Below are 22091 nucleotides of genomic sequence, written 5' to 3' on the forward strand. Positions count from 1 at the left end.
TGATCATCTTCACGACTTGCAGCTTGAAGCTGTCGTCGAATGTTCTGCGTTTGTCGGTCATGAAAAACTCCTCGATAGATGCATTTTCCACCTATCGGGGTGTCCGGGGAAATTAGACCACTACAGTACAGACCGTGGGAGATTTCACCCTCCTCCTTTCACCCAAGCGCCGATAAAGAATGCATCTGGCCTAGACCGACGATAGGAACAAGCCTGCGCCTCTGGGTGAACCCTTCAAGTGTTCAAACCTTAGCCCGGAGGATTTCTCATGGCAATGCCCGTCGCTACTACTCAGTCGATCATCGGGGTTGATGTCGCCAAGGACGAACTGGTGATTTATCACGCCGAATCAGATCAGCTCGAGACAATCTCCAATACCAAAGCGGCGATCAAGAAATGGCTCAAAACCGTTGCCAAACCAGTGGCAATCGCTATCGAAGCCACCAATATCTATCATCAGGAGTTTGCCGATCTGGCGCATGCCGCAGGTTACGTGATCTATATGGTTGGCGGTTATGAGCTCAGCCATTACCGCAAAGGCGTGAACGTTCGCGCTAAAACTGATGCGCTGGATGCCCGATTACTGGCCCGTTATCTGACAAACGAAGGGGACCACTTACGCCCCTGGACACCGCCGCCGCCCTTGTATTGCCGACTTATCAGTCTTTTCCGGCGTCGTGCGGCTTTGGTCCAGGCTCGTGTCAGCCTCAAGCAGAGCTGGGAGAATGAGCCGTTGCTCAAAACCGCTTTCAAAAATCAGATAAACGCCATGCAAAGACTGGAAATCCTGCTGGAGAAAACGATCCTGACGCAGATAGACGAAGCCGGTTTAGGCGCTCAGCTCAAGCGTTGCATGAAAGTAGAAGGCATAGGTACGTTGACCGGTGCCCGCTTGCTCGCATCCTTTCAGCGTGGGGACTTCAGAAACGCCGACGCTTTCATCGCTTTTCTAGGCCTGGATCTGCGCATATCGGACTCAGGTAAAAAGAAAGGCCGCCGCTGCCTGACCAAACGAGGCGACTCAGAGGCGCGTCGATTGCTGCACAACGCCGCAATGGCGGCGAGCCGAACCTCGGCGTGGAAAGGATTTTATGAGGCTTTGAGAGGGCGCGGATTGAGCACTACCCAAGCACTGGTCGCACTAGCCCGCAAGCTTGCCCGGGTGGTATTTGCTCTGTTGAAAAACCAGAGCGAATACTCACCTAAAGCGGTTTAGGGGCTAGGCATGAACCATAGAATCTCCCACAGTTGGAATGTATTTTCCTGTGGGAGCGAGTTTGCTTACGAAGAGGCTGGCAGCCGCGCCCCACGTCTCAGGGCTCCAACCCGATCCCGCGCAAGATCACACTGGTCACCGTCTGCACCGCCCGCTCGAACTGCATGTCCGACAGCGGCTGGTGATCATTCAAGATATTCACCTGATGGTCGAAGTCGGCGTAGTGCTGGGTCGAAGCCCAGATCATGTACAGCAGGCTCGACGGTTCCACCGGCAAAATCCGCTTGTCATCGACCCACTGCCGAATCTTCGCTTCCTTCATCTTCGCCCAGTCGTACAGGCTGGCGTCCAGCGCTTCGCCCAGCGTCGGCGCGCCGTGGATGATTTCGTTGGCCCAGACTTTTGAACCGTACGGCCGGCTGCGCGAGTGGTTCATCTTGGCGCGGATATAGCTGCTGAGCACCACACGCGGATCGTCGAACATCTCGAAGCACAACGCATCCTGCTTCCACACTTCCAGCAGGTCGAACAGCACGGCGCTGTACAACTCACTCTTGGTTGAGAAGTAGTAGTGCAGGTTGGAGCGCGGCAGTTGCACTTCGGCGGCGATGTCGGCCATGGCGGTGCCACCGAAACCTTTTTCGGCGAAAACCTTTTCCGCCGCCAGGAGAATTTTTTCGACGTTACTGCGACGAATCTCGATCTTGTGATTGCCCATGTGGGCTCCCTGACAACAACCTTGCCCAAGACTAGCACCCGCTCTGCCACTGGGGCGACCGCTGAAAACAAAACTTCGTATAGACGCAGTCGCATGGCTAAACTGCCCCCTTATTCGATCCTGCCCCAGAGGTACCTGCGATGCTGTTCAAGAACGTTCTGACCACCACGGCCCTGCTCGCCTCGCTGTTCGCCGCCTCTTCGGTATGGGCCCACGCCCACCTGAAAAGCCAGACCCCGGCTGCCGACAGCACCGTCGCCGCACCTGCGGATCTGCGCCTGACGTTCTCCGAGGGTGTGGAAGCCAGTTTCACCAAAGTCACGCTGACCAAGGATGGCGTGCCGGTCGCGGTCAAAGCGCTGACCACCCAGGACAAAGACAAGAAAACCCTGATCGTCACCCCTGCGGCACCGCTGACTGGCGGTGAGTACAAAGTCGAATGGCACGCGGTGTCGGTCGACACGCACAAGAGCGAAGGCGCCTATCAGTTCAAGGTTGGTCAGTAATTCATGAGTGAAGCGCTGGTGCTGTGCCGGTTCCTGCATTTGAGCGTGGTGTTGATGTTGTTCGGGGTCTGGTTGTTCAGACCGTTGCTGCTCAAGGGCGAAGCGCGGGTGCTAGACCTTCGTACCGCGCGACTGGCCCGTTGGCTGGCGACCGTTGCGCTGCTCAGCGGGGTGGCCTGGGCGTTGCTGATCACCGCGAGTATGGCCGGTTCAACGGCGGCGGCATTCGATCCGGACACGCTTGCGCTGGTGTTTGGCAAAACATTTTTTGGTCAAGTCTGGCGCTGGCATTTGCTGCTCAACGCAGCGCTGCTGGCGTTGCTGTTTACACCCTGGCGTTCAAGCACACCCTTGCGGCTGGGGCTGAGCGCGCTGCTGGCGGTGACACTGGCGCCGGTCGGTCACGGCGCGATGCTGGAGGGTCTGAGCGGACAACTGCTGATCCTCAATCAGGCCCTGCATTTGATTTGTGTGGCAGCGTGGCTCGGCGGGCTGTTGTTGCTGGTGATGCTGCTGCGCGCGCCAAGCGAACCCATGGGCCAGATCCTGCGGCGCTTCAGTGGTGTCGGCTATGCGCTGGTTGCAGGCCTGTTGATCACCGGGTTGATCAACGTTCGCGTGCTGACCGGCCAGTGGTGGCCAACACCATTGTTCAGCGGGTTCGCCCTGATTCTGTTGATCAAGGCATTGCTGGTGCTGGGAATGCTGGGGTTGGCGTTGTTCAATCGCTCGCGAAGCGAGGATTGCGAACAGCGGATCGGCGCGCTCAGACGCAGTGTGATGATCGAATGGTTGCTGGGGATCGGGGCAGTTGCCGCCGTCTCGCTACTCGGCACCCTGCCGCCGATGATTGCGGCCTGAACACCACCGCAAAGCCTTTGTAGGCGTTGTGTTGATCAATGAGGCTGCGTGTCGCCCGCCGCCGTATCAATACTCACCACCACCGACATCCCGGGGCGCATCAATCCATTGAAAGGCCTTGTGCTGATTTGGCTTGAATGTGCCGTAAATCGTCCGGCAAACCCATGTCCCGTGAAGGAGCAGGCTGACGCTTACGCAGAAATCATGTGAAGCCGGATTCGTAGAATTTGTTTAAAGGTCCTCTCGCCGACAGCGGATTTTTCCCGCGTCGGGCGACTGCCATCCTTGCAACCCTTCTCAATCTGCAAGGTGCCCGTTATGAATACGCCCCACCCACAACGCTCACACGGCTTGCTGAAAAGCCTTCTGGCAGCCGCCCTGCTAATCCCCCCTCACCTTTGCTCAGGAACGCCCGTGGCCGGACGGTTCGCAACTGGTGATCTCGGTGTCGATGCAATTCGAAACCGGCGGCCAGCCCGAGGGCGCCGAAAGCCCGTTCTCAGGTAGCCCGCTGCCCAAGGGCTACCCCGACTTTCCGGCGCAGACCTGGTTTGATTATGGCTACAAGGAAGGCCTGTGGCGCATGCTTGACCTGTGGGATCGCACCGCAATCAAAGTCACCTCCCATGTGGTCGGCGAAGCGGCGCTCAAGCACCCGGAACTGGCCAAGGCAATAGCCCAGCGCGGGCATGAACTGGGCGCCAACAAGCGACGGATGATGTCGGTGAGTTTGCACGACCGGATTGGCGGCACTCCCGCGATGGTCGAAGCCATGGAGCGGTTCATCCGTTACGCACAGTCTCATCCGAAAGTCAGCTTCATGCGCAACGATCAAATTGCGCAGATCGTGCTGACCGAGAAAATCCGCTGATAGATAACAGCGAAGCGCTCTACAACCATTGATTGCGCCGAAACAGCCCTGCTCACGCCATGATCAGGGCTGCTTGCGCTTTGATGGTCATCGTATAACTTCCTGTTGACATTCCCCTGAAGCTCCGCAAATATCGCCCCCAATGTTGTACGACAACGCACAACATAAATAAAAACAAGAAACAAGGGAGCGTCATAGTGAGCACTTTCGTCCGCAAATCCGTTCGTCATTCCCGCACGACTTTCATCCGCTCTCCCCTGAGCCTGATTGGCTGCAGCAGCCTCGTCTTGTTGGCTCCGCTAAGCGCCAGCGCCGAAGGCTTCGTCGATGATGCCAAAGCCACGCTGAACTTGCGCAACGCCTACTTCAACCGCAACTTCACCAACCCCAACAACGCACAGGGCAAGGCTGAGGAGTGGACGCAAAGTTTCATCCTCGACGCCAAATCCGGCTTCACTCAAGGCACCGTCGGTTTCGGCCTGGACGTGCTGGGGCTGTATTCGCAGAAGCTCGATGGCGGCAAAGGCACCGGCGGTACGCAATTGTTGCCGATCCACGATGATGGACGTCCGGCGGACAATTTCGGTCGCCTGGGTGTAGCGCTCAAAGCCAAGGTATCGAAGACCGAACTGAAGGTCGGCGAGTGGATGCCGGTGCTGCCGATCCTGCGCTCCGACGATGGCCGTTCCCTGCCGCAGACCTTCCGCGGTGGCCAGATCACCTCCACCGAAATCAATGGCCTGAGCCTCTACGGCGGCCAGTTCCGCGCCAACAGCCCGCGTAACGATGCGAGCATGGAAGACATGTCGATGAACGGCAAAGGTGCGTTCACCTCAGACCGTTTCAACTTCGGCGGTGGCGAATACACCTTCAACGAAAAGCGCACGCTGGTCGGCGTGTGGTACGCCGAACTCAGCGACATTTATCAGCAGCAGTACTTCAACCTCAGTCACAGCCAGCCCATGGGCGACTGGACCCTGGGCGCCAATCTCGGCTTCTTCAACGGCAAGGAGAATGGCAGCGCACTGGCGGGCGATCTGGACAACAAAACCGCATTCGCCCTGCTCTCGGCCAAATACGGTGGCAACACTTTCTATGTCGGTCTGCAAAAGCTCAGTGGCGATAACGGCTGGATGCGGGTCAACGGTACCAGCGGCGGCACCCTGGCCAACGACAGTTACAACGCCAGCTACGACAACGCCAAGGAACGCTCCTGGCAGCTTCGCCACGACTACAACTTCGCCGCCCTCGGCATCCCCGGTCTGACCCTGATGAACCGTTACATCAGCGGCGATAACGTGCACACCGGGACCATTACCGACGGCAAGGAATGGGGTCGCGAGTCCGAACTGGCCTACACCGTACAGAGCGGGCCGCTGAAAAATCTCAACGTGAAATGGCGCAACGCGACGATTCGCCGGGACTTCAGCAACAACGAGTTCGATGAGAACCGGATTTTTATCAACTATCCGATTTCGTTGCTGTAAACCCCTGAAGCCGCATCCCCCCTGTGGGAGCAAGCTTGCTCGCTCACACAGGGGTTGGCATGACGAGGCAGTTTTTTGATTTGGCCCTTGCGTCATTTACACCAAAAGTCGCGTTGACAAGACCGGGAAACCCTACCGATACTTCAGCGCAGTCATACGACAACCTACAACAAACCTAATAACAATGTGTTCAGGGATTGCCATGACGTCTGATTCTGATTCCCGTGCCCCCTTCAACCGTCTGCTGCTGACCGGCGCCGCGGGTGGTCTGGGCAAAGTTTTGCGTGAACGCCTGCGCCCGTACGCCCATGTCCTGCGGCTGTCGGACATCGCCGATCTACCCCCGGCCGCTGATGATCACGAAGAAGTCGTGCTCTGCGATCTGGCCGACAAACAGGCGGTTCATCAACTGGTCGAAGGCGTGGACGCGATCCTGCATTTCGGCGGTGTTTCCGTCGAGCGCTCGTTCGAAGAGATCCTTGGCGCCAACATCTGCGGCGTCTACCACATCTATGAAGCGGCACGTCGCCATGGCGTGAAACGCGTGATCTTCGCCAGTTCCAACCACGTCATCGGTTTCTATCAGCAGGACGAGCGCCTCGACGCCGCTTCCGCGCGCCGCCCCGACGGCTATTACGGATTGTCCAAGTCCTACGGCGAAGACATGGCCAGTTTCTATTTCGATCGCTACGGCATCGAAACGGTCAGCATCCGCATCGGATCTTCGTTCCCCGAGCCACAGAACCGTCGAATGATGCACACCTGGTTGAGCTTCGACGACCTCACCCAACTGCTCGAACACTCGCTGTATGCCCCGAACGTCGGCCACACCGTGGTGTACGGCATGTCCGATAACAAGGACGTCTGGTGGGACAACCACTTGGCCAGCCACTTGGGTTTCGAAGCCCGGGACAGCTCCGAAGTGTTCCGCGACAAGGTCGAAGCGCAGCCGATGCCGGCGGCCGATGACCCGGCGCGGATCTATCAGGGTGGCGCTTTCGTCGCGGCCGGCCCGTTCGGTGACTGATGACTCTGCCAGGGACAAAAAAGAATGAGTATGCAAGCCCAATTGATCGTCGACGCCCGCAACGCGGTCGGCGAAAGCCCGGTCTGGGTCGCGCAGGAAAACGCTCTTTACTGGGTGGATATTCCCAATGGCGGGCTGCAACGCTGGAGCGCTGACACCGGGCATGTCCACGCGTGGAAAGCCCCCGAAATGCTCGCCTGCATCGCCCGTCACAGCCGTGGCGGCTGGGTGGCGGGCATGGAGAGCGGTTTCTTTCACTTGCACCCGCATAGCGATGGCAGCCTCGACAGCGAATTACTCGCCCAAGTCGAACACAGCCGTGGAGACATGCGCCTCAACGATGGTCGCTGCGACCGTCAGGGCCGTTTCTGGGCGGGCAGCATGGTGCTGAACATGGGTTTGAACGCCCCCGAAGGCCGGCTATATCGCTACGGCGCCGGCCAGTGCGGGCTGATCGAAGCGCAACTCGATGGCTTTATCGTGCCCAACGGCCTGGGCTTCAGCCCGGACGGCAAGACGATGTACCTGTCCGACTCACACCCCAACGTGCAACGGATCTGGGCATTTGACTACGACACCGCCAGCGGCACGCCGTCGAACCGCCGCGTGTTCGTCGACATGAATCACTACAGCGGTCGCCCTGATGGCGCCGCCGTTGACGCCGACGGTTGCTACTGGATCTGCGGCAACGACGCCGGACTCGTTCATCGTTTCACCCCCGACGGGCGACTCGATTACTCACTGCCCGTGCCGGTGAAAAAACCGACCATGTGCGCCTTCGGCGGTAGCCGGATGGACACCTTGTTTGTCGCCTCGATCCGCCCCGGCGACGATCACGACCCGCAGTCTCTGGCCGGGGGCTTGTTCGCTTTGAACGCCGGCGTCAAAGGCTTGCCGGAACCGGTTTTCGACAATTTGCTGTAACGCGCCTCTGCTGCACCGCTTCGCCTTGACCACAAAAATAACAAGACTGGAGACACCCTCATGGACTTCAAACGCACCTTGCTCGTCGCCGCACTTCCCCTTGCGTTCACCCTCAGCAGCGCCGTTCAGGCACTGGAAATCAAGTTCGCCGATGTCCACCCGGCCGGATACCCGACCGTGGTCGCCGAAGAGCAACTGGGCAAAACCCTGGTCGCCGAGAGCGACGGCAAACTGACCTTCAAGATGTTCGCCGGTGGCGTGCTCGGCTCGGAAAAAGAAGTGGTCGAACAGGCGCAAGTCGGTGCGATCCAGATGGCCCGCGTCAGCCTCGGCATCGTCGGCCCGGTGGTGCCGGACGTGAACGTGTTCAACATGCCGTTCGTGTTCCGCGACCAGGCGCACATGCGCAAGATCATCGACGGTGAAATCGGCGACGAGATTCTCGACAAAATCACCAACTCCGAATTCAACCTGGTCGCCCTGGCCTGGATGGACGGCGGCACCCGTAACCTCTACACCAAAAAACCCGTGCGCAAACTGGAAGACCTCAAGGGCATGAAGATTCGTGTGCAGGGCAACCCCATGTTCATCGAAACCATCAACGCCATGGGCGGCAATGGCATTGCGATGGACACCGGGGAAATCTTCAGTGCCTTGCAAACCGGGGTAATCGACGGCGCAGAAAACAACCCGCCGACCATGCTTGAACACAACCACTATCAGAACGCCAAGTTCTACAGCCTGACCGGGCACTTGATCCTGCCCGAGCCGATCGTGATGTCGAAAACCACCTGGAACAAACTCACCCCGGATCAACAGGCCCTGGTGAAAAAAGCGGCCAAGGCCGCGCAAGCCCAGGAGCGCACGTTGTGGGACGCCAAGACGGTGAGCAGTGAAGAAAAACTCAAGGCTGCCGGTGTCGAGTTCATTACCGTCGACAAGAAACCCTTCTACGAGGCCACCGCTTCGATCCGCGAGAAATACGGCGCACCTTACGCCGATCTGATCAAGCGTATCGAAGCCGTTCAGTAACCCTCCCTGCCCTCAACGAAAGGCCCGGCAGCGCAGACCTCGATGGATGTCCGCGCCTGCCCGGTTACGGTGGAACCCGATGAAGAATCTGCTGCTGGGCATCAACGACCGGATCTACATGGCCTGCATATGGGTCGCCGGTCTGTCGGTGCTGACGATTTCCCTGATCATCCCTTGGGGGGTGTTTGCCCGTTACGTTCTCGGTACCGGTTCGAGCTGGCCGGAGCCGACTTCAATCCTGCTGATGATGGTCTTTACCTTCATCGGTGCCGCCGCCAGTTATCGCGCTGGCGCTCACATGGCCGTGGCCATGCTGACCGACCGCATGCCTGCGCCACTGCGCAAAGGCATGGGCATCGTGTCGCAATTGCTGATGGCCACCATTTGCCTGTTCATGACCATTTGGGGCACCAAACTGTGCCTGTCGACCTGGAACCAGTTCATGAGCGCCCTGCCAACTTTGCGCGTGGGCATCACCTACATGCCCATCCCGATCGGTGGCGCGCTGACCATGATTTTCGTGCTGGAAAAATTGTTTCTGGGTGACCAAAGCAACCGCCGCGTGGTGCGGTTCGATCTGGTTGAAGAAAACGAAGGGGCTGCCTGATGGACGCGTTGATTCTGTTGGGCAGTTTTATTGTCTTGATCCTGATCGGCATGCCAGTGGCCTACGCCCTCGGGCTGTCGGCATTGATCGGCGCGTGGTGGATCGATATCCCGTTCCAGGCCCTGATGATTCAGGTGGCTGGTGGGGTGAACAAGTTTTCGCTGCTGGCGATCCCGTTCTTCGTCCTCGCTGGCGCGATCATGGCCGAAGGTGGCATGTCACGGCGGCTGGTGGCGTTCGCCGGGGTGCTGGTGGGATTCGTGCGCGGCGGCCTGTCGCTGGTCAACATCATGGCCTCGACGTTTTTTGGCGCGATCTCCGGCTCCTCGGTGGCCGATACCGCTTCGGTCGGTTCGGTGCTTATCCCGGAAATGGAGCGCAAAGGCTATCCGCGCGAGTTCTCCACGGCGGTCACCGTCAGTGGTTCGGTGCAGGCGTTGCTGACGCCGCCCAGCCATAACTCGGTGCTTTATTCCCTGGCGGCTGGCGGCACCGTGTCTATCGGCTCGCTGTTCATGGCCGGTGTCGTGCCCGGCCTGATGATGAGCGCGTGCCTGATGGCGCTGTGCTTGATCTTCGCGAAAAAACGCAACTACCCCAAAGGTGAAGTCATACCGCTGCGCGAGGCCTTGAAAATCTGCGGCGAGGCGATGTGGGGCATGATGGCGATGGTGATCATCCTGGGCGGGATTCTCTCGGGGATTTTTACCGCCACCGAGTCGGCGGCCATCGCCGTGCTGTGGTCATTCTTCGTGACGATGTTCATCTATCGCGACTACAAATGGAGCGAACTGCCGAAACTGATGCACCGCACCGTGCGGACCATTTCGATCGTGATGATCCTGATCGGCTTTGCCGCCAGCTTCGGTTACATCATGACCCTGATGCAGATCCCGGCAAAGATCACCACGATGTTCCTGACGCTGTCGGACAACCGCTACGTGATCCTGATGTGCATCAACGCCATGCTGCTGTTGCTGGGCACGGTGATGGACATGGCGCCGCTGATCCTGATCCTGACGCCGATCCTGATGCCGGTGATTCTGGGCATTGGCGTTGACCCGGTGCAGTTCGGCATGATCATGCTGGTCAATCTGGGGATCGGGCTGATAACGCCGCCGGTGGGCGCGGTGCTGTTTGTCGGTTCGGCGGTGGGCAAGGTGAGTATCGAGAGCACCGTGAAAGCGCTTATGCCGTTTTATGCGGTGCTGTTTCTGGTGTTGTTGCTGGTGACGTATGTTCCGGCGATTTCGCTGTGGTTGCCGCATCTGGTGCTGTAAACCGTCGCTGTGGTGAGGGAGCTTGTGCCCCTCGCCACAAGGTTCAACTCAAGCCCGCAGCAACATATAAACCGCCACCACCACACACACACTGGCAAACCCCACCTGCAACGCCCGCGCCGGCACCCGCGCGCTGAGCTTGCGGCCGATGATCATGCCAACAATGCTGGCGACGATAAACGCGACGCCCTGACTGTCGATGCGAACGCCGGCGTGAAACGCGCCGATCACACCGATGGCGGAAATCAGACTGATCACCATCAACGACGTTGCGACAATCGCGCGCATCTGCACGTCGGTCAGTTGCTTGAATGCCGGCACGATCAGGAAGCCGCCGCCCACACCGAGCAATCCGGACACCACACCGGTAATCGCGCCCAGCGCCGCAAGCGTGGCGGTGCATTTGGCCGTCCAGTCCAATCGGCCGGTTTGTTCATTGAGCATGCAATTCTTCTGGCCCCAACTGGCGTGGCCATGATCGCTGGGGCCCTGCTGCTGACGCTCACGGCGCAGCATGCGCCAGGCCACCATGACCATCAGCAGGCTGAACAGAATCATCAGGATCTTTTCCGACAATTGATGCGCGAAGTAGATCCCCAGCGGCGAAAACACGGCGCCCAGTGCGGCAATCAGCAGCGCCGCACGATAACGCACCAGGCCATGGCGCAAGCCGTCGATGGCACCGACCGCCGCCGCACTGCCGACCGCAAACAACGCCACCGGCGCTGCCTGGGTCATCGTCCAGCCGAGCCCGAGCACCAGCGCCGGCACCGCGAGAATCCCGCCGCCCGCCCCCGTCAGCCCAAGAACCAACCCCATCAGCACACCAAACAGACTTGCCAGCAACATAAGGAGTCCTCAGTCAACTTTGGACAGGGAAGTCAGCCACTCGCGCCCCTTGAGCATGCCGTGCCAGTAGAACCACGGCAGCAACGTTGCCTTGAGTAACCACGCCGAACGACGCGGCACCGTCGGGTCAAGGGGAAAGGTCGGCAGCAACTTCCCGGCATAACCGAACTCGGCGAGGATCACCTTGCCCTTCTCCACCGTCAGTGGGCATGAGCCATAACCGTCGTATTTCAGCGGCAGCGGCTGTTGCTTGCGTTGGGCCAACAGATTTTGCGCCACCACCACGACTTGCTTGCGCACCGCCGCCGCGGTTTTCGCATTGGTTGTGCCGCAGATATCACCCAGTGCGAACACCTCGGGATAACGCGGGTGCTGCAGGCTGTGCTGATTGACTTCACACCAGCCGGCAGCGTCGGCCAACCCACTTTGTGCGATGAAATCCGGGGAGACCTGCGGCGGTACGACGTGCAGCAAATCGAAGGTTTTTGCCTCGCGGGTGACGTTGCCGTCAGCGTCCTTGATCTCGAACCATGCCGTTTTCGCCGGGCCGTCGACCTTGACCAGATTGGCGTTGAAGGCCAGTCGGGCGTTGTACTTGTCGATGTACTTCATCAGCGGCGGCACGAACGTCGCCACGCCGAACAATGCGGCGCCGGCAAGATTGAACTCGACATTGACGTTGTTCAGCACGCCGGTTTTACGCCAGTGATCGCAGGACAGGTACAGCGCCTTTTGCGGCGCACCGGCGCATTTGATCGGCATCGCCGGTTGTGTGAACAGCGCTTTGCCACCGCGCAATTTCTGCACCTGGTCCCAGGTGTATTGCGCGTGCTGATAGCTGTAGTTGGAGGTCACGCCGTGCTGACCAAGGCTTTGCTGCAAGCCTTCGATTTTTTCCCAGGCCAGACGCAGGCCGGGGCAGACGATCAGGTTTTGATAGCTGACGATACGTTGATCGTTGAGGGTGAGTTGGCGAGTCTCCGGATCGACGTTGGTCACCGCTGCCTGCACCCAGGTGACTTGACGCGGTAGCACCTTGGTCATCGGTCTTACGGTGTCTTTCACGTCGTAGGCGCCAGCGCCGACCAGCGTCCACGCCGGTTGGTAGTAGTGCTGGGCGCTCGGTTCGATCACAGTGACTTTCAAGTGCCGATCGCGCTTGAGCAGACTGGCAACGAAAGCGATGCCGGCCGTACCGCCGCCGATGACCACGATATCTGCACTGATGGATGGGCCCCCGTGTTGATCGTTCATTGCTTGTTCCTTTTACTGCACGCAAGAAGGGTGTCGCCTTGACGCAAGCCCGCTCCCGAATCGGGTTTGTTTGCTGGCTGACATTTATGAGTGACCCCAGCTTTTGACTACCGCCCCGCAATACAAACCGGAGAGGGTTTTCATCACCTGGATGACTTCCGGGCTGGCCAGGCCGTAAAAAATGTATTTGCCTTCGCGGCGCGTCGCGACCAAACCTTCATCACGCAGAATGCCGAGTTGCTGGGACAGGGTCGGCTGACGCACGCCGGTCATTTTTTCCAGTTCGCCGACGTTGCGCTCGCCCTGAGTCAGTTGGCACAGGATCAACAAGCGGTCCTCGTTGGCCAGGGCCTTGAGCAAGGCGCAGGCCTTGGAGGCCGAGGCGCGCAATTGCGCAACTTCACATTCGCTCAAACTGGATTGCATTTGCAGGAAGCCCTCAACGTCACTTAAGCTGCGAACATTATGTTTTTACATAAAGTGTTGCAAGCGACTTTTCGCCACCTGACTTTTCTCGTCCTCTGCACAGGTTCATGCCCATGCCCGCGCTGATTGAAGCTTTCCTCGACCCCACCTCCTGCACCTACACCTACGTGGTGTACGAGGCGGATGGCGGGCAATGCGCGATCGTCGACCCGGTGCTCGATTACGACGGCGCCGCCGGGCGCACCTGTACCGCTCAGGCCGACAAAATCATCGCCTTCGTCCGCGCACACAACCTGCAGGTGCAATGGCTGCTGGAAACCCACGCCCATGCCGATCACCTGTCCGCCGCACCGTATCTGCGTCGCGAGCTGGGCGGGAAGATCGCCATTGGCGAATCGATCAGCAAAGTGCAGAACGTGTTCAAGGCGCTGTTCAATCTGGAGCCTGAGTTCTGCGTTGATGGCTCACAGTTCGATCACCTGTTCGCCGCGAACGAGTCGTTCATGATCGGCAACCTCAATGCCACCGCCCTGCATGTCCCCGGTCACACCCCGGCGGATATGGCTTACCTGATCGACGGCGAACAGATTCTGGTCGGCGACACGTTGTTCATGCCTGACGTCGGCACTGCGCGCTGCGACTTCCCCGGCGGCAATGCTCATCAGTTGTTCAACTCGATCCACAAACTTTTGGCTTTCCCGGCGAGTGTGAAGCTTTACGTTTGCCACGATTACCCGCCTGAAAGTCGCCCGGCACGCTGCCAGACCACCGTCGGCGAACAGCGCAAAAGCAACATCCATGTGCATGACGGCATTGATGAAGCGGCGTTTGTAGACATGCGCACAAAACGCGATGCCGGGTTGGGCATGCCGACGCTACTGCTGCCGGCGATCCAGGTGAATGTGCGTGCGGGGAATTTTCCGGCGCCAGAGGACAATGGCGCGGTCTACCTCAAGATCCCACTGAATCTCTTGTAGGAATACTCTCTTAACTATCTGAAATAAAAGACTTTCCTACACTCTCTGGCGATAGAGATGAACTGGAAAAAATCCCGCCGACGGCCAGACTTCATTGGGTATACATTCAATGGAGTCTTTACAACATGGATATTCGTCAAAACCACCGCGACATGACAAAGGCGCAAAAAAACGCCTTCATCGATGCGGTTCTGTTACTTAAAAACAATGTCGACAGCGTCCTGCGGCCCGGACAACAAAGTCGCTACGATGACTTTGTACAAATCCACAAAAACTCGATGGGGCGAGGCAACCCCCTGACGCCCAACCCCCATCGCAGCCCCTTGTTCTTCCCTTGGCACCGAGTTCTGATCCGCCAGTTTGAACTGGCCTTGCAGGTTGCCGCCAACAACCCAGGCATAACACTGCCTTATTGGAACTGGCAAATCACAGGGCCAGACAATCCCTTCACCTCAAGCTTCATGGGCGGGAACGGTGACAACACACAAGATCAGCGCGTAACAAGCGGCCCATTTTCCAGCGAGCATTCTCAATTCAACGTCGCCGTTTGGGACGAAGGCACCGGCAATCCGGGCGTCCGCCGCAACCTCGGAGCACAAGAGACCTTGCCCTCTGCCGAAGCGGTTATTTCAGCCTTGAACAGAACGCCCTATTGGCAAGCCACCGATCAAGCAGGCTGGGAAAACTCCGCTGAACGCGAGCTTCACAATCCGGTGCACGCCTGGATCGGTGGCAGCATGGCCGAAGCCTCCTCGCCCAACGACCCGATCTTTTTCCTGCACCACTGCTACCTCGACCTGCTCTGGGAGCGCTGGAAGCACCAACACCCCAACATTCCTTCCTTTCCATCGGATGAAATGAGTGGATCAATACTGGTGTTTCACCCTGCCAACGAGCCTGCGCCCTGGATGCAAACCTACACCGTGCAGCAGACGCTGTTCACCGAAGAGCTCGATTACCGCTACGAGGACATCTGACGGTACATGACGCTCAATTGCCCAAGGTCAAACCGTTCGCCGGTAATGGCAACGCGGTTTTGTAGCGCACCTGTTTCAGCGCAAAGCTCGACCGGATGTTCGCCACGCCCGGCACCTTGGTCAGAAAGTCCATCATGAACCGCTCCAGCGACTGAATGGTCGGCACCAGGACCCTGATCAGGTAATCCGGGTCGCCGGCCATCAGATAGCACTCCATCACTTCGGGGCGATCGGAAATCGCCTCTTCAAAATGCTGCAATGCTTCCTCGACCTGCTTTTCCAGGCTGACATGAATGAACACATTGACGTGCAGGCCCAGCAGATCGGCGTCCAGCAAAGTGACCTGCTCACGAATCAGCCCCAACTCTTCCATTGCTTTGACCCGGTTGAAGCACGGGGTGGGCGACAAATTCACCGAGCGAGCGAGGTCGGCGTTGGTGATGCGCGCATTCTCCTGAAGGCTGTTGAGAATGCCGATGTCGGTACGGTCCAGTTTGCGCATGAGACAAAACCACCTGTTTTTTATGTTTATGCAGAATTTTTATCTGCAAATGATCTGAGGCGCAATGAAACAGAGATAAATATTCTTCTTGGCCGGGCCTATGATTGTTGTAGGACAAGATTTCTTTTATCGAAGAATGACTGCCAGCTCACTACAAGAAATTCACAAGATCGAGCGTAGAAGCCATGACCCAAGCGTATGAACCGCTGCGTCTGCACGTCCCTGAACCTTCGGGCCGCCCAGGCTGCAAAACCGACTTTTCCTACCTGCATCTGACCGATGCCGGTACGGTGCGCAAACCTCCCATCAACGTAGAACCCGCCGACACCGCCGACCTGGCCCGTGGCCTGATTCGCGTGCTCGACGATCAAGGCAACGCTCTGGGCCCCTGGGCTGAAAACGTGCCGGTGGAGATTCTCCGCAAGGGCATGCGCGCCATGCTCAAGACGCGGATCTACGACAACCGGATGGTCGTCGCCCAGCGTCAGAAAAAGATGTCCTTCTACATGCAGAGCCTGGGCGAAGAAGCCATCGGCAGCGCTCAGGCCCTGGCGCTGAACATCGACGACATGTGCTTCCCGACCTACCGCCAGCAAAGCATCCTGATGGCCCGCGAGGTACCGCTGGTCGACTTGATCTGCCAACTGCTGTCCAACGAGCGCGATCCGCTCAAGGGCCGTCAGTTGCCGATCATGTACTCGGTGAAAGACGCCGGGTTCTTCACCATCTCCGGCAACCTCGCGACCCAGTTCATTCAGGCCGTGGGCTGGGGCATGGCTTCGGCAATCAAGGGCGACACCAAAATCGCCTCGGCGTGGATCGGCGACGGCGCCACCGCCGAATCGGACTTCCACACCGCCCTCACCTTCGCTCACGTTTATCGGGCGCCAGTGATTCTTAACGTGGTCAACAATCAGTGGGCCATTTCGACCTTCCAGGCCATCGCCGGGGGTGAAGCCACCACCTTCGCCGGACGCGGCGTCGGTTGCGGCATCGCCTCACTGCGGGTTGACGGCAACGACTTCTACGCGGTCTACGCCGCTTCCGCCTGGGCTGCCGAACGCGCCCGCCGCAACCTTGGTCCGACCATGATCGAGTGGGTCACCTACCGCGCCGGCCCACACTCGACCTCCGACGATCCGTCGAAATACCGCCCTGCCGACGACTGGAGCCATTTCCCGCTGGGCGACCCGATTGCCCGCCTGAAACAGCACTTGATCAAGGTCGGCCACTGGTCGGACGAAGAACATGCCGCCGTCAGTGCCGAACTCGAAGCTGAAGTGATTGCCGCACAGAAACAGGCCGAACAGTACGGCACCCTCGCCGGCGGCCAGATCCCGAGCGCCGCAACCATGTTCGAAGACGTCTACAAAGAGATGCCGGAGCACTTGAAGCGCCAGCGTCAGCAGTTGGGGATCTGACATGAACGATCACAACAACAATATTCAGTTGGAAACCGCCATGACCACGACCACCATGACCATGATCCAGGCCCTGCGCTCGGCCATGGATGTGATGCTTGAGCGTGATGACAACGTCGTCGTGTTCGGTCAGGACGTCGGTTATTTCGGTGGCGTGTTCCGTTGCACCGAAGGCCTGCAAACCAAGTACGGCACCTCGCGAGTATTCGACGCGCCGATCTCCGAAAGCGGCATCGTCGGCGTCGCCGTCGGCATGGGCGCTTACGGCCTGCGCCCGGTGGCCGAGATCCAGTTTGCCGACTATGTCTACCCGGCTTCCGACCAGATCATTTCCGAAGCGGCGCGCCTGCGTTACCGCTCGGCTGGCGAGTTCACCGCACCCATGACCCTGCGCATGCCTTGCGGTGGCGGCATTTACGGTGGCCAGACCCACAGCCAGAGCATCGAGGCGATGTTCACTCAAGTCTGCGGCCTGCGCACCGTCATGCCATCCAACCCGTATGACGCCAAGGGCCTGCTGATCGCCTCCATCGAAAACGATGACCCGGTGATCTTTCTTGAGCCAAAGCGCCTGTACAACGGCCCGTTCGACGGTCACCACGACCGTCCGGTAACGCCGTGGTCAAAACACCCGCAAGCCCAGGTTCCGGACGGCTATTACACCGTGCCGCTGGACGTCGCCGCGATCACCCGTCCAGGCAAGGACGTGACCGTGTTGACCTACGGCACCACCGTTTATGTGTCGCAAGTCGCCGCTGAAGAGAGCGGTGTCGACGCCGAAGTCATCGACCTGCGCAGCCTGTGGCCACTGGACCTGGACACCATCGTCAAGTCGGTTAAGAAAACCGGGCGCTGCGTCGTGGTCCACGAAGCCACACGCACCTGCGGTTTCGGCGCCGAACTGGTGTCGTTGGTGCAAGAGCATTGCTTCCATCACCTGGAAGCGCCAATCGAACGCGTCACCGGTTGGGACACCCCCTACCCGCACGCGCAAGAGTGGGCGTATTTCCCTGGGCCGTCCCGAGTGGGCGCGGCGCTGAAACGGGTCATGGAGGTCTGAATGGGCACGCACGTTATCAAGATGCCGGACATCGGCGAAGGCATCGCAGAAGTAGAGCTGTCGCAATGGCACGTCAAGGTGGGCGATCTGGTCGTTGAAGATCAGGTGCTGGCCGATGTGATGACCGACAAGGCGATGGTCGATATCCCGTCGCCGGTACACGGCAAGGTCATTGCGCTGGGCGGTCAGCCGGGCGAAGTGATGGCGGTCGGCAGTGTACTGATCAGCATTGAAGTGGAAGGCGCGGGTAACTTGAAAGAGTCCGCAGCCCCTGCACCCGTCAAAGAGGCAGCGGTTGCCGTACCTGCGAAAACCGAAACTCCCGTTGAAAACAAATCCGCCGCCATAGCGCGCCCGGCCCCTGTCTGCCAAGGCCCGGTGGTTGCCCGAGAGGCCGATGAACGCCCGCTGGCCTCGCCGGCCGTGCGTAAACATGCACTGGATCTGGGTATTCAGTTGCGTCTGGTACGCGGCACTGGCCCGGCCGGCCGCGTCTTGCACGACGACCTCGAAGCCTATCTGGCGCAAGGTCAATCCAACGCCTCGGCGCCTGCATCGGCGGCCTACGCCCAGCGTCACGACGAAGAGCAGATTCAAGTGATCGGCATGCGCCGCAAGATCGCCCAGCGCATGCAGGACGCCACTCAGCGTGCCGCGCACTTCAGCTATGTCGAAGAAATCGACGTCACCGCGATCGAAGAACTGCGCGCGCATTTGAATGCAAAGCATGGCGCCAGCCGTGGCAAATTGACCTTGCTGCCATTTCTGGTGCGCGCGCTCGTGGTTGCCCTGCGCGACTTCCCGCAGATGAACGCCCGTTACGATGACGAAGCCCAGGTCATCACCCGCCTCGGCGCAGTGCATGTCGGCGTCGCCACGCAAAGCGATGTCGGCCTGATGGTACCGGTGGTGCGTCACGCCGAGGCGCGCAGCCTGTGGGACAGCGCCGCTGAAATTTCGCGCCTGGCCAACGCTGCACGCCATGGCAAGGCCAGCCGCGACGAACTGTCAGGTTCGACCATCACCCTGACCAGCCTCGGTGCGCTGGGTGGCATCGTCAGCACGCCGGTGCTGAACCTGCCGGAAGTGGCAATCGTCGGCGTCAACAAAATCGTCGAGCGGCCAATGGTCGTCAAAGGCCAGGTAGTGATCCGCAAGATGATGAACCTCTCCAGCTCCTTCGATCACCGTGTGGTCGATGGCATGGACGCGGCGCTCTTTATCCAGGCCATCCGTGGCTTGCTCGAACAACCCGCCACTTTGTTTGTGGAGTAAGGCGCGCATGCAAACTTTGAACACCACGCTGCTGATCATCGGCGGCGGCCCCGGCGGTTATGTGACGGCGATTCGCGCCGGGCAACTGGGTATAGCGACGATTCTGGTGGAGGGCCAATCGCTGGGCGGCACCTGCCTGAACATCGGCTGCATTCCGTCCAAGGCACTGATCCATGTGGCTGAGCAGTTTCATCAGACTCAGCATCACCATCAGCACTCGGCGCTGGGCATCAGCGTTCCGGCACCGACTCTGGACATTAACAAGAGCGTCGAGTGGAAAGATGGCATTGTTGATCGCCTGACCACTGGCGTCGCCGCCCTGCTGAAAAAGAACAAGGTTCAAGTGATCCAAGGCTGGGCCAACGTCATCGACGGCAAAACCGTCGAAGTGGCTGGCACTCGCATTCAGTGCGAACACTTGGTACTGGCCACCGGTTCCACCAGCGTTAACTTGCCGATCCTGCCCATTGGCGGTCCGATCATTTCCTCCACCGAAGCTCTGGCGCCAAAGTCAGTGCCCAAGCGTTTGGTGGTGGTCGGTGGCGGTTACATCGGTCTGGAGTTGGGTATTGCTTATCGCAAGCTCGGTGCCGAGGTCAGTGTGGTCGAAGCACAGGATCGCATCCTGCCGGCCTACGACGCCGAACTGACGCAACCGGTGCACGAAGCGCTGAAGCAACTGGGCGTAAAACTGTATCTCAAGCACAGTGTTCTGGGTTTCGACGGCACTTTGCAGGTGCGTGATCCGAACGGCGACACCCTGAATCTGGAAACCGATCAGGTGCTGGTCGCCGTCGGTCGCAAACCCAACACTCAGGGCTGGAACCTCGAAGCGCTGAATCTGCAGATGAACGGCTCGGCGATCAAGATCGACAGCCGCTGCCAGACCAGCATGCGCAACGTCTACGCCATCGGTGACCTGAGCGGCGAGCCGATGCTGGCTCACCGCGCCATGGCGCAAGGCGAAATGGTCGCCGAACTGATCAGCGGCAAACACCGCGAATTCAACCCCACCGCCATCGCAGCCGTTTGCTTCACCGACCCGGAACTGGTGGTGGTCGGCCAGACGCCGGACGAGGCCAGGACGGCCGGGCTGGACTGCATCGTGGCCAGCTTCCCGTTCGCCGCCAATGGCCGGGCGATGACTCTGGAGTCCAAAAGCGGCTTTGTGCGGGTGGTCGCTCGTCGGGACAATCATGTGATTGTCGGCTGGCAGGCGGTGGGAGTCGGTGTTTCCGAGTTGTCGACTGCGTTTGCGCAGAGCCTGGAAATGGGCGCACGACTGGAAGACATTGGCGGCACCATTCACGCGCATCCGACACTGGGTGAAGCGGTGCAGGAAGCAGCGTTGCGAGCTCTTGGACATGCGTTGCATCTGTAAAGGAGGGTGGCAGTGATGGCCTCTTCGCAAGCAAGCCCGTTCCCACAGGGGGAATGCATTTCAAATGTGTGTGGGCTTGCTGGCGAATTCTTGAGGCCAACACGATTTATCTGTCTGTCATCCGATAGTCCGGGCTGCGAAACCGCTCAAGAATGAAGTATTGTTGTGCCCATCCAAAAAACGTCAGAAGCCTTGAACCGTTTCGACGGTTGTTCAGTGATAGAGGGTGTCATGGGTAACGAAAGCATCAATTGGGACAAGCTGGGTTTTGACTACATCAAGACCGACAAACGCTATCTGTCGTACTTTCGCGATGGCGAGTGGGACAAAGGCACCCTGACCGAAGATAACGTGCTGCACATCAGCGAAGGCTCGACGGCCCTTCACTATGGCCAGCAGTGCTTCGAAGGCATGAAGGCCTATCGTTGCAAGGACGGTTCGATCAACCTGTTCCGCCCGGACCAGAATGCCCTGCGCATGCAACGCAGTTGCGCGCGTCTGCTGATGCCAATGGTGGAAACCGAGCAGTTCATCGAAGCCTGTAAGGAAGTGGTTCGCGCCAACGAGCGTTTCATCCCGCCGTACGGCACCGGCGGCGCGCTGTACCTGCGTCCGTTCGTGATCGGCGTGGGTGACAACATCGGCGTGCGTACTGCTCCCGAGTTCATCTTCTCGATCTTCTGCATCCCGGTTGGTGCCTACTTCAAGGGCGGCCTGACCCCGCACAACTTCCAGATTTCCAGCTACGACCGCGCCGCCCCACAAGGCACCGGTGCAGCCAAGGTCGGCGGTAACTATGCGGCCAGCCTGATGCCAGGCTCCAAAGCGAAGCAAGCCCACTTCGCCGACGCTATCTATCTGGATCCGATGACCCACACCAAGATCGAGGAAGTCGGTTCGGCCAACTTCTTCGGGATCACCCACGACAACAAATTCGTGACCCCGAAGTCGCCATCGGTACTGCCGGGCATCACTCGTCTGTCGCTGATCGAACTGGCCAAATCGCGCCTGGGCCTGGAAGTGGTTGAAGGTGATGTGCTGATCGACAAGCTCTCAGACTTCAAGGAAGCCGGCGCTTGCGGCACTGCTGCCGTGATCACCCCGATCGGTGGCATCAGCTACAACGACCATCTGCACGTATTCCACAGCGAAACCGAAGTCGGCCCTGTGACCCAGAAGCTCTACAAAGAACTGACCGGCGTGCAAACCGGCGACATCGAAGCGCCAGCGGGCTGGATCGTCAAGGTTTGATCTGACGGCCGCAGATGCAAGAAAGCCCCCACGGAGTGATCCGTTGGGGGCTTTTTATTTGATCGTGTCTCGTCCTGAATAAGGTTTACACCTTCTGGCTTCTTATCAGGAGGGTGCAATGGATACGGGCGCAAAACGTAGTCAGCGCGATTACACGCTGACTTTTAAATTGTCAGTTGTCGACCAAGT

At 59.0% G+C, this 22091-nt stretch carries 21 protein-coding genes and 1 pseudogene; 17 read left to right on the top strand and 5 right to left on the bottom strand.

The window, feature by feature from the left end; genetic code table 11:
* Nucleotides 1-268 precede the first annotated feature (268 nt).
* The gene (locus AACY02_RS24640) at nt 269-1216 is read left to right on the top strand and encodes an IS110 family transposase (RefSeq protein WP_339434169.1); all 948 of its coding nucleotides are present in this window, start codon (nt 269-271) and stop codon (nt 1214-1216) included.
* A gap of 97 nt (nt 1217-1313) precedes the next feature.
* Here AACY02_RS24640 and AACY02_RS24645 read toward each other — a convergent pair whose 3' ends face one another.
* On the bottom strand, nt 1314-1934 hold the full coding sequence (locus tag AACY02_RS24645) for a TetR/AcrR family transcriptional regulator (protein WP_339434170.1): 621 nt from the start codon (nt 1932-1934) through the stop codon (nt 1314-1316).
* 140 nt (nt 1935-2074) lie between these two features.
* On the opposite strand from AACY02_RS24645, the gene copC reads away from it, so the two are divergent.
* The 9 genes and pseudogenes from copC to AACY02_RS24690 all read left to right on the top strand — a co-directional run bounded on the left by copC (nt 2075) and on the right by AACY02_RS24690 (nt 10529).
* Entirely contained in the window at nt 2075-2440 is a 366-nt protein-coding gene (copC, locus tag AACY02_RS24650; RefSeq protein ID WP_339434171.1) for a copper homeostasis periplasmic binding protein CopC, read from the top strand.
* Nucleotides 2441-2443: 3 nt separating this feature from the next.
* Nucleotides 2444-3301 carry a copper homeostasis membrane protein CopD gene (gene copD / locus AACY02_RS24655; RefSeq protein ID WP_339434172.1) on the top strand — a complete coding sequence of 286 codons (858 nt, stop codon included), beginning with the start codon at nt 2444-2446 and terminating at the stop codon, nt 3299-3301.
* Nucleotides 3302-3619: 318 nt separating this feature from the next.
* Nucleotides 3620-4204: pseudogene (locus AACY02_RS24660) on the top strand (polysaccharide deacetylase family protein).
* A gap of 165 nt (nt 4205-4369) precedes the next feature.
* The gene (locus AACY02_RS24665) at nt 4370-5659 is read left to right on the top strand and encodes an OprD family porin (protein WP_445262004.1); all 1290 of its coding nucleotides are present in this window, start codon (nt 4370-4372) and stop codon (nt 5657-5659) included.
* 202 nt (nt 5660-5861) lie between these two features.
* The gene (locus AACY02_RS24670) at nt 5862-6686 is read left to right on the top strand and encodes an NAD-dependent epimerase/dehydratase family protein (protein ID WP_339434173.1); all 825 of its coding nucleotides are present in this window, start codon (nt 5862-5864) and stop codon (nt 6684-6686) included.
* Nucleotides 6687-6716: 30 nt separating this feature from the next.
* Nucleotides 6717-7610 (top strand): SMP-30/gluconolactonase/LRE family protein, encoded by an 894-nt coding sequence (locus tag AACY02_RS24675; RefSeq protein WP_339434185.1) that lies wholly within the window; start codon nt 6717-6719, stop codon nt 7608-7610.
* 60 nt (nt 7611-7670) lie between these two features.
* Nucleotides 7671-8642: a TRAP transporter substrate-binding protein gene (locus tag AACY02_RS24680; RefSeq protein ID WP_339434174.1), complete on the top strand. Its 972-nt coding sequence runs from the start codon at nt 7671-7673 to the stop codon at nt 8640-8642.
* Between the two features lie 79 nt (nt 8643-8721).
* Nucleotides 8722-9249 carry a TRAP transporter small permease gene (locus AACY02_RS24685; RefSeq protein WP_339434175.1) on the top strand — a complete coding sequence of 176 codons (528 nt, stop codon included), beginning with the start codon at nt 8722-8724 and terminating at the stop codon, nt 9247-9249.
* Complete coding sequence (locus AACY02_RS24690; RefSeq protein ID WP_221733606.1) at nt 9249-10529, top strand: TRAP transporter large permease; 1281 nt, start codon at nt 9249-9251, stop codon at nt 10527-10529. Before AACY02_RS24685 ends, AACY02_RS24690 begins: the two co-directional genes overlap by 1 nt.
* Before the next feature lie 48 nt (nt 10530-10577).
* On the opposite strand, the gene AACY02_RS24695 is transcribed toward AACY02_RS24690, so the two are convergent.
* The 3 genes from AACY02_RS24695 to AACY02_RS24705 form a co-directional block, all read right to left on the bottom strand.
* Nucleotides 10578-11378 carry a sulfite exporter TauE/SafE family protein gene (locus AACY02_RS24695; RefSeq protein WP_339434176.1) on the bottom strand — a complete coding sequence of 267 codons (801 nt, stop codon included), beginning with the start codon at nt 11376-11378 and terminating at the stop codon, nt 10578-10580.
* Nucleotides 11379-11387: 9 nt separating this feature from the next.
* A complete protein-coding gene (locus AACY02_RS24700; protein WP_339434177.1) occupies nt 11388-12632 on the bottom strand; it encodes an NAD(P)/FAD-dependent oxidoreductase in 1245 nt (414 codons plus the stop codon).
* An 84-nt stretch (nt 12633-12716) separates the two neighbouring features.
* Complete coding sequence (locus AACY02_RS24705) at nt 12717-13058, bottom strand: ArsR/SmtB family transcription factor (protein WP_221733609.1); 342 nt, start codon at nt 13056-13058, stop codon at nt 12717-12719.
* 113 nt (nt 13059-13171) lie between these two features.
* Here AACY02_RS24705 and AACY02_RS24710 point away from each other — a divergent pair, with 113 nt between their 5' ends.
* Both AACY02_RS24710 and AACY02_RS24715 read left to right on the top strand, forming a co-directional pair.
* Nucleotides 13172-14035, top strand: coding sequence for an MBL fold metallo-hydrolase (locus AACY02_RS24710; protein ID WP_339434178.1), 864 nt, complete (start codon nt 13172-13174; stop codon nt 14033-14035).
* Nucleotides 14036-14160: 125 nt separating this feature from the next.
* Nucleotides 14161-15012: a tyrosinase family protein gene (locus AACY02_RS24715; RefSeq protein WP_339434179.1), complete on the top strand. Its 852-nt coding sequence runs from the start codon at nt 14161-14163 to the stop codon at nt 15010-15012.
* 13 nt (nt 15013-15025) lie between these two features.
* On the opposite strand, the gene bkdR is transcribed toward AACY02_RS24715, so the two are convergent.
* Nucleotides 15026-15514 carry a Bkd operon transcriptional regulator BkdR gene (gene bkdR, locus AACY02_RS24720; RefSeq protein ID WP_007915088.1) on the bottom strand — a complete coding sequence of 163 codons (489 nt, stop codon included), beginning with the start codon at nt 15512-15514 and terminating at the stop codon, nt 15026-15028.
* 185 nt (nt 15515-15699) lie between these two features.
* Between bkdR and AACY02_RS24725 the strand changes: the two genes are divergently transcribed.
* The 5 genes from AACY02_RS24725 to AACY02_RS24745 all read left to right on the top strand — a co-directional run bounded on the left by AACY02_RS24725 (nt 15700) and on the right by AACY02_RS24745 (nt 21902).
* Nucleotides 15700-16935: a 3-methyl-2-oxobutanoate dehydrogenase (2-methylpropanoyl-transferring) subunit alpha gene (locus AACY02_RS24725; protein ID WP_339434180.1), complete on the top strand. Its 1236-nt coding sequence runs from the start codon at nt 15700-15702 to the stop codon at nt 16933-16935.
* Between the two features lies 1 nt (nt 16936).
* On the top strand, nt 16937-17995 hold the full coding sequence (locus tag AACY02_RS24730) for an alpha-ketoacid dehydrogenase subunit beta (protein ID WP_064390582.1): 1059 nt from the start codon (nt 16937-16939) through the stop codon (nt 17993-17995).
* Complete coding sequence (locus AACY02_RS24735) at nt 17996-19270, top strand: dihydrolipoamide acetyltransferase family protein (RefSeq protein WP_339434181.1); 1275 nt, start codon at nt 17996-17998, stop codon at nt 19268-19270. It abuts the gene before it with no gap.
* 7 nt (nt 19271-19277) lie between these two features.
* Nucleotides 19278-20651 carry a dihydrolipoyl dehydrogenase gene (lpdA, locus tag AACY02_RS24740; protein ID WP_339434182.1) on the top strand — a complete coding sequence of 458 codons (1374 nt, stop codon included), beginning with the start codon at nt 19278-19280 and terminating at the stop codon, nt 20649-20651.
* A 231-nt stretch (nt 20652-20882) separates the two neighbouring features.
* Nucleotides 20883-21902, top strand: a complete 1020-nt coding sequence (locus AACY02_RS24745) for a branched-chain amino acid aminotransferase (protein ID WP_339434183.1) — start codon at nt 20883-20885, stop codon at nt 21900-21902.
* The last annotated feature ends 189 nt before the right edge of the window (nt 21903-22091 follow it).

The sequence above is a fragment of the Pseudomonas sp. EA_65y_Pfl2_P78 genome (assembly GCF_963970495.1).
GTDB lineage: Bacteria > Pseudomonadota > Gammaproteobacteria > Pseudomonadales > Pseudomonadaceae > Aquipseudomonas > Aquipseudomonas baetica_A.

Bases quoted from the DNA above. Each gene is read 5' to 3' on its own strand.
- AACY02_RS24705 (WP_221733609.1), bottom strand. From the start codon at position 13,058: ATGCAATCCAGTTTGAGCGAATGTGAAGTTGCGCAATTGCGCGCCTCG.
- bkdR (WP_007915088.1), bottom strand. From the start codon at position 15,514: ATGCGCAAACTGGACCGTACCGACATCGGCATTCTCAACAGCCTTCAG.
- AACY02_RS24710 (WP_339434178.1), top strand. From the start codon at position 13,172: ATGCCCGCGCTGATTGAAGCTTTCCTCGACCCCACCTCCTGCACCTAC.
- AACY02_RS24645 (WP_339434170.1), bottom strand. From the start codon at position 1,934: ATGGGCAATCACAAGATCGAGATTCGTCGCAGTAACGTCGAAAAAATT.
- AACY02_RS24735 (WP_339434181.1), top strand. From the start codon at position 17,996: ATGGGCACGCACGTTATCAAGATGCCGGACATCGGCGAAGGCATCGCA.
- AACY02_RS24700 (WP_339434177.1), bottom strand. From the start codon at position 12,632: ATGAACGATCAACACGGGGGCCCATCCATCAGTGCAGATATCGTGGTC.
- AACY02_RS24695 (WP_339434176.1), bottom strand. From the start codon at position 11,378: ATGTTGCTGGCAAGTCTGTTTGGTGTGCTGATGGGGTTGGTTCTTGGG.
- copD (WP_339434172.1), top strand. From the start codon at position 2,444: ATGAGTGAAGCGCTGGTGCTGTGCCGGTTCCTGCATTTGAGCGTGGTG.
- AACY02_RS24675 (WP_339434185.1), top strand. From the start codon at position 6,717: ATGCAAGCCCAATTGATCGTCGACGCCCGCAACGCGGTCGGCGAAAGC.
- AACY02_RS24685 (WP_339434175.1), top strand. From the start codon at position 8,722: ATGAAGAATCTGCTGCTGGGCATCAACGACCGGATCTACATGGCCTGC.
- AACY02_RS24730 (WP_064390582.1), top strand. From the start codon at position 16,937: ATGAACGATCACAACAACAATATTCAGTTGGAAACCGCCATGACCACG.
- AACY02_RS24680 (WP_339434174.1), top strand. From the start codon at position 7,671: ATGGACTTCAAACGCACCTTGCTCGTCGCCGCACTTCCCCTTGCGTTC.
- AACY02_RS24725 (WP_339434180.1), top strand. From the start codon at position 15,700: ATGACCCAAGCGTATGAACCGCTGCGTCTGCACGTCCCTGAACCTTCG.
- lpdA (WP_339434182.1), top strand. From the start codon at position 19,278: ATGCAAACTTTGAACACCACGCTGCTGATCATCGGCGGCGGCCCCGGC.
- AACY02_RS24640 (WP_339434169.1), top strand. From the start codon at position 269: ATGGCAATGCCCGTCGCTACTACTCAGTCGATCATCGGGGTTGATGTC.
- AACY02_RS24670 (WP_339434173.1), top strand. From the start codon at position 5,862: ATGACGTCTGATTCTGATTCCCGTGCCCCCTTCAACCGTCTGCTGCTG.
- AACY02_RS24690 (WP_221733606.1), top strand. From the start codon at position 9,249: ATGGACGCGTTGATTCTGTTGGGCAGTTTTATTGTCTTGATCCTGATC.
- AACY02_RS24715 (WP_339434179.1), top strand. From the start codon at position 14,161: ATGGATATTCGTCAAAACCACCGCGACATGACAAAGGCGCAAAAAAAC.
- copC (WP_339434171.1), top strand. From the start codon at position 2,075: ATGCTGTTCAAGAACGTTCTGACCACCACGGCCCTGCTCGCCTCGCTG.
- AACY02_RS24745 (WP_339434183.1), top strand. From the start codon at position 20,883: ATGGGTAACGAAAGCATCAATTGGGACAAGCTGGGTTTTGACTACATC.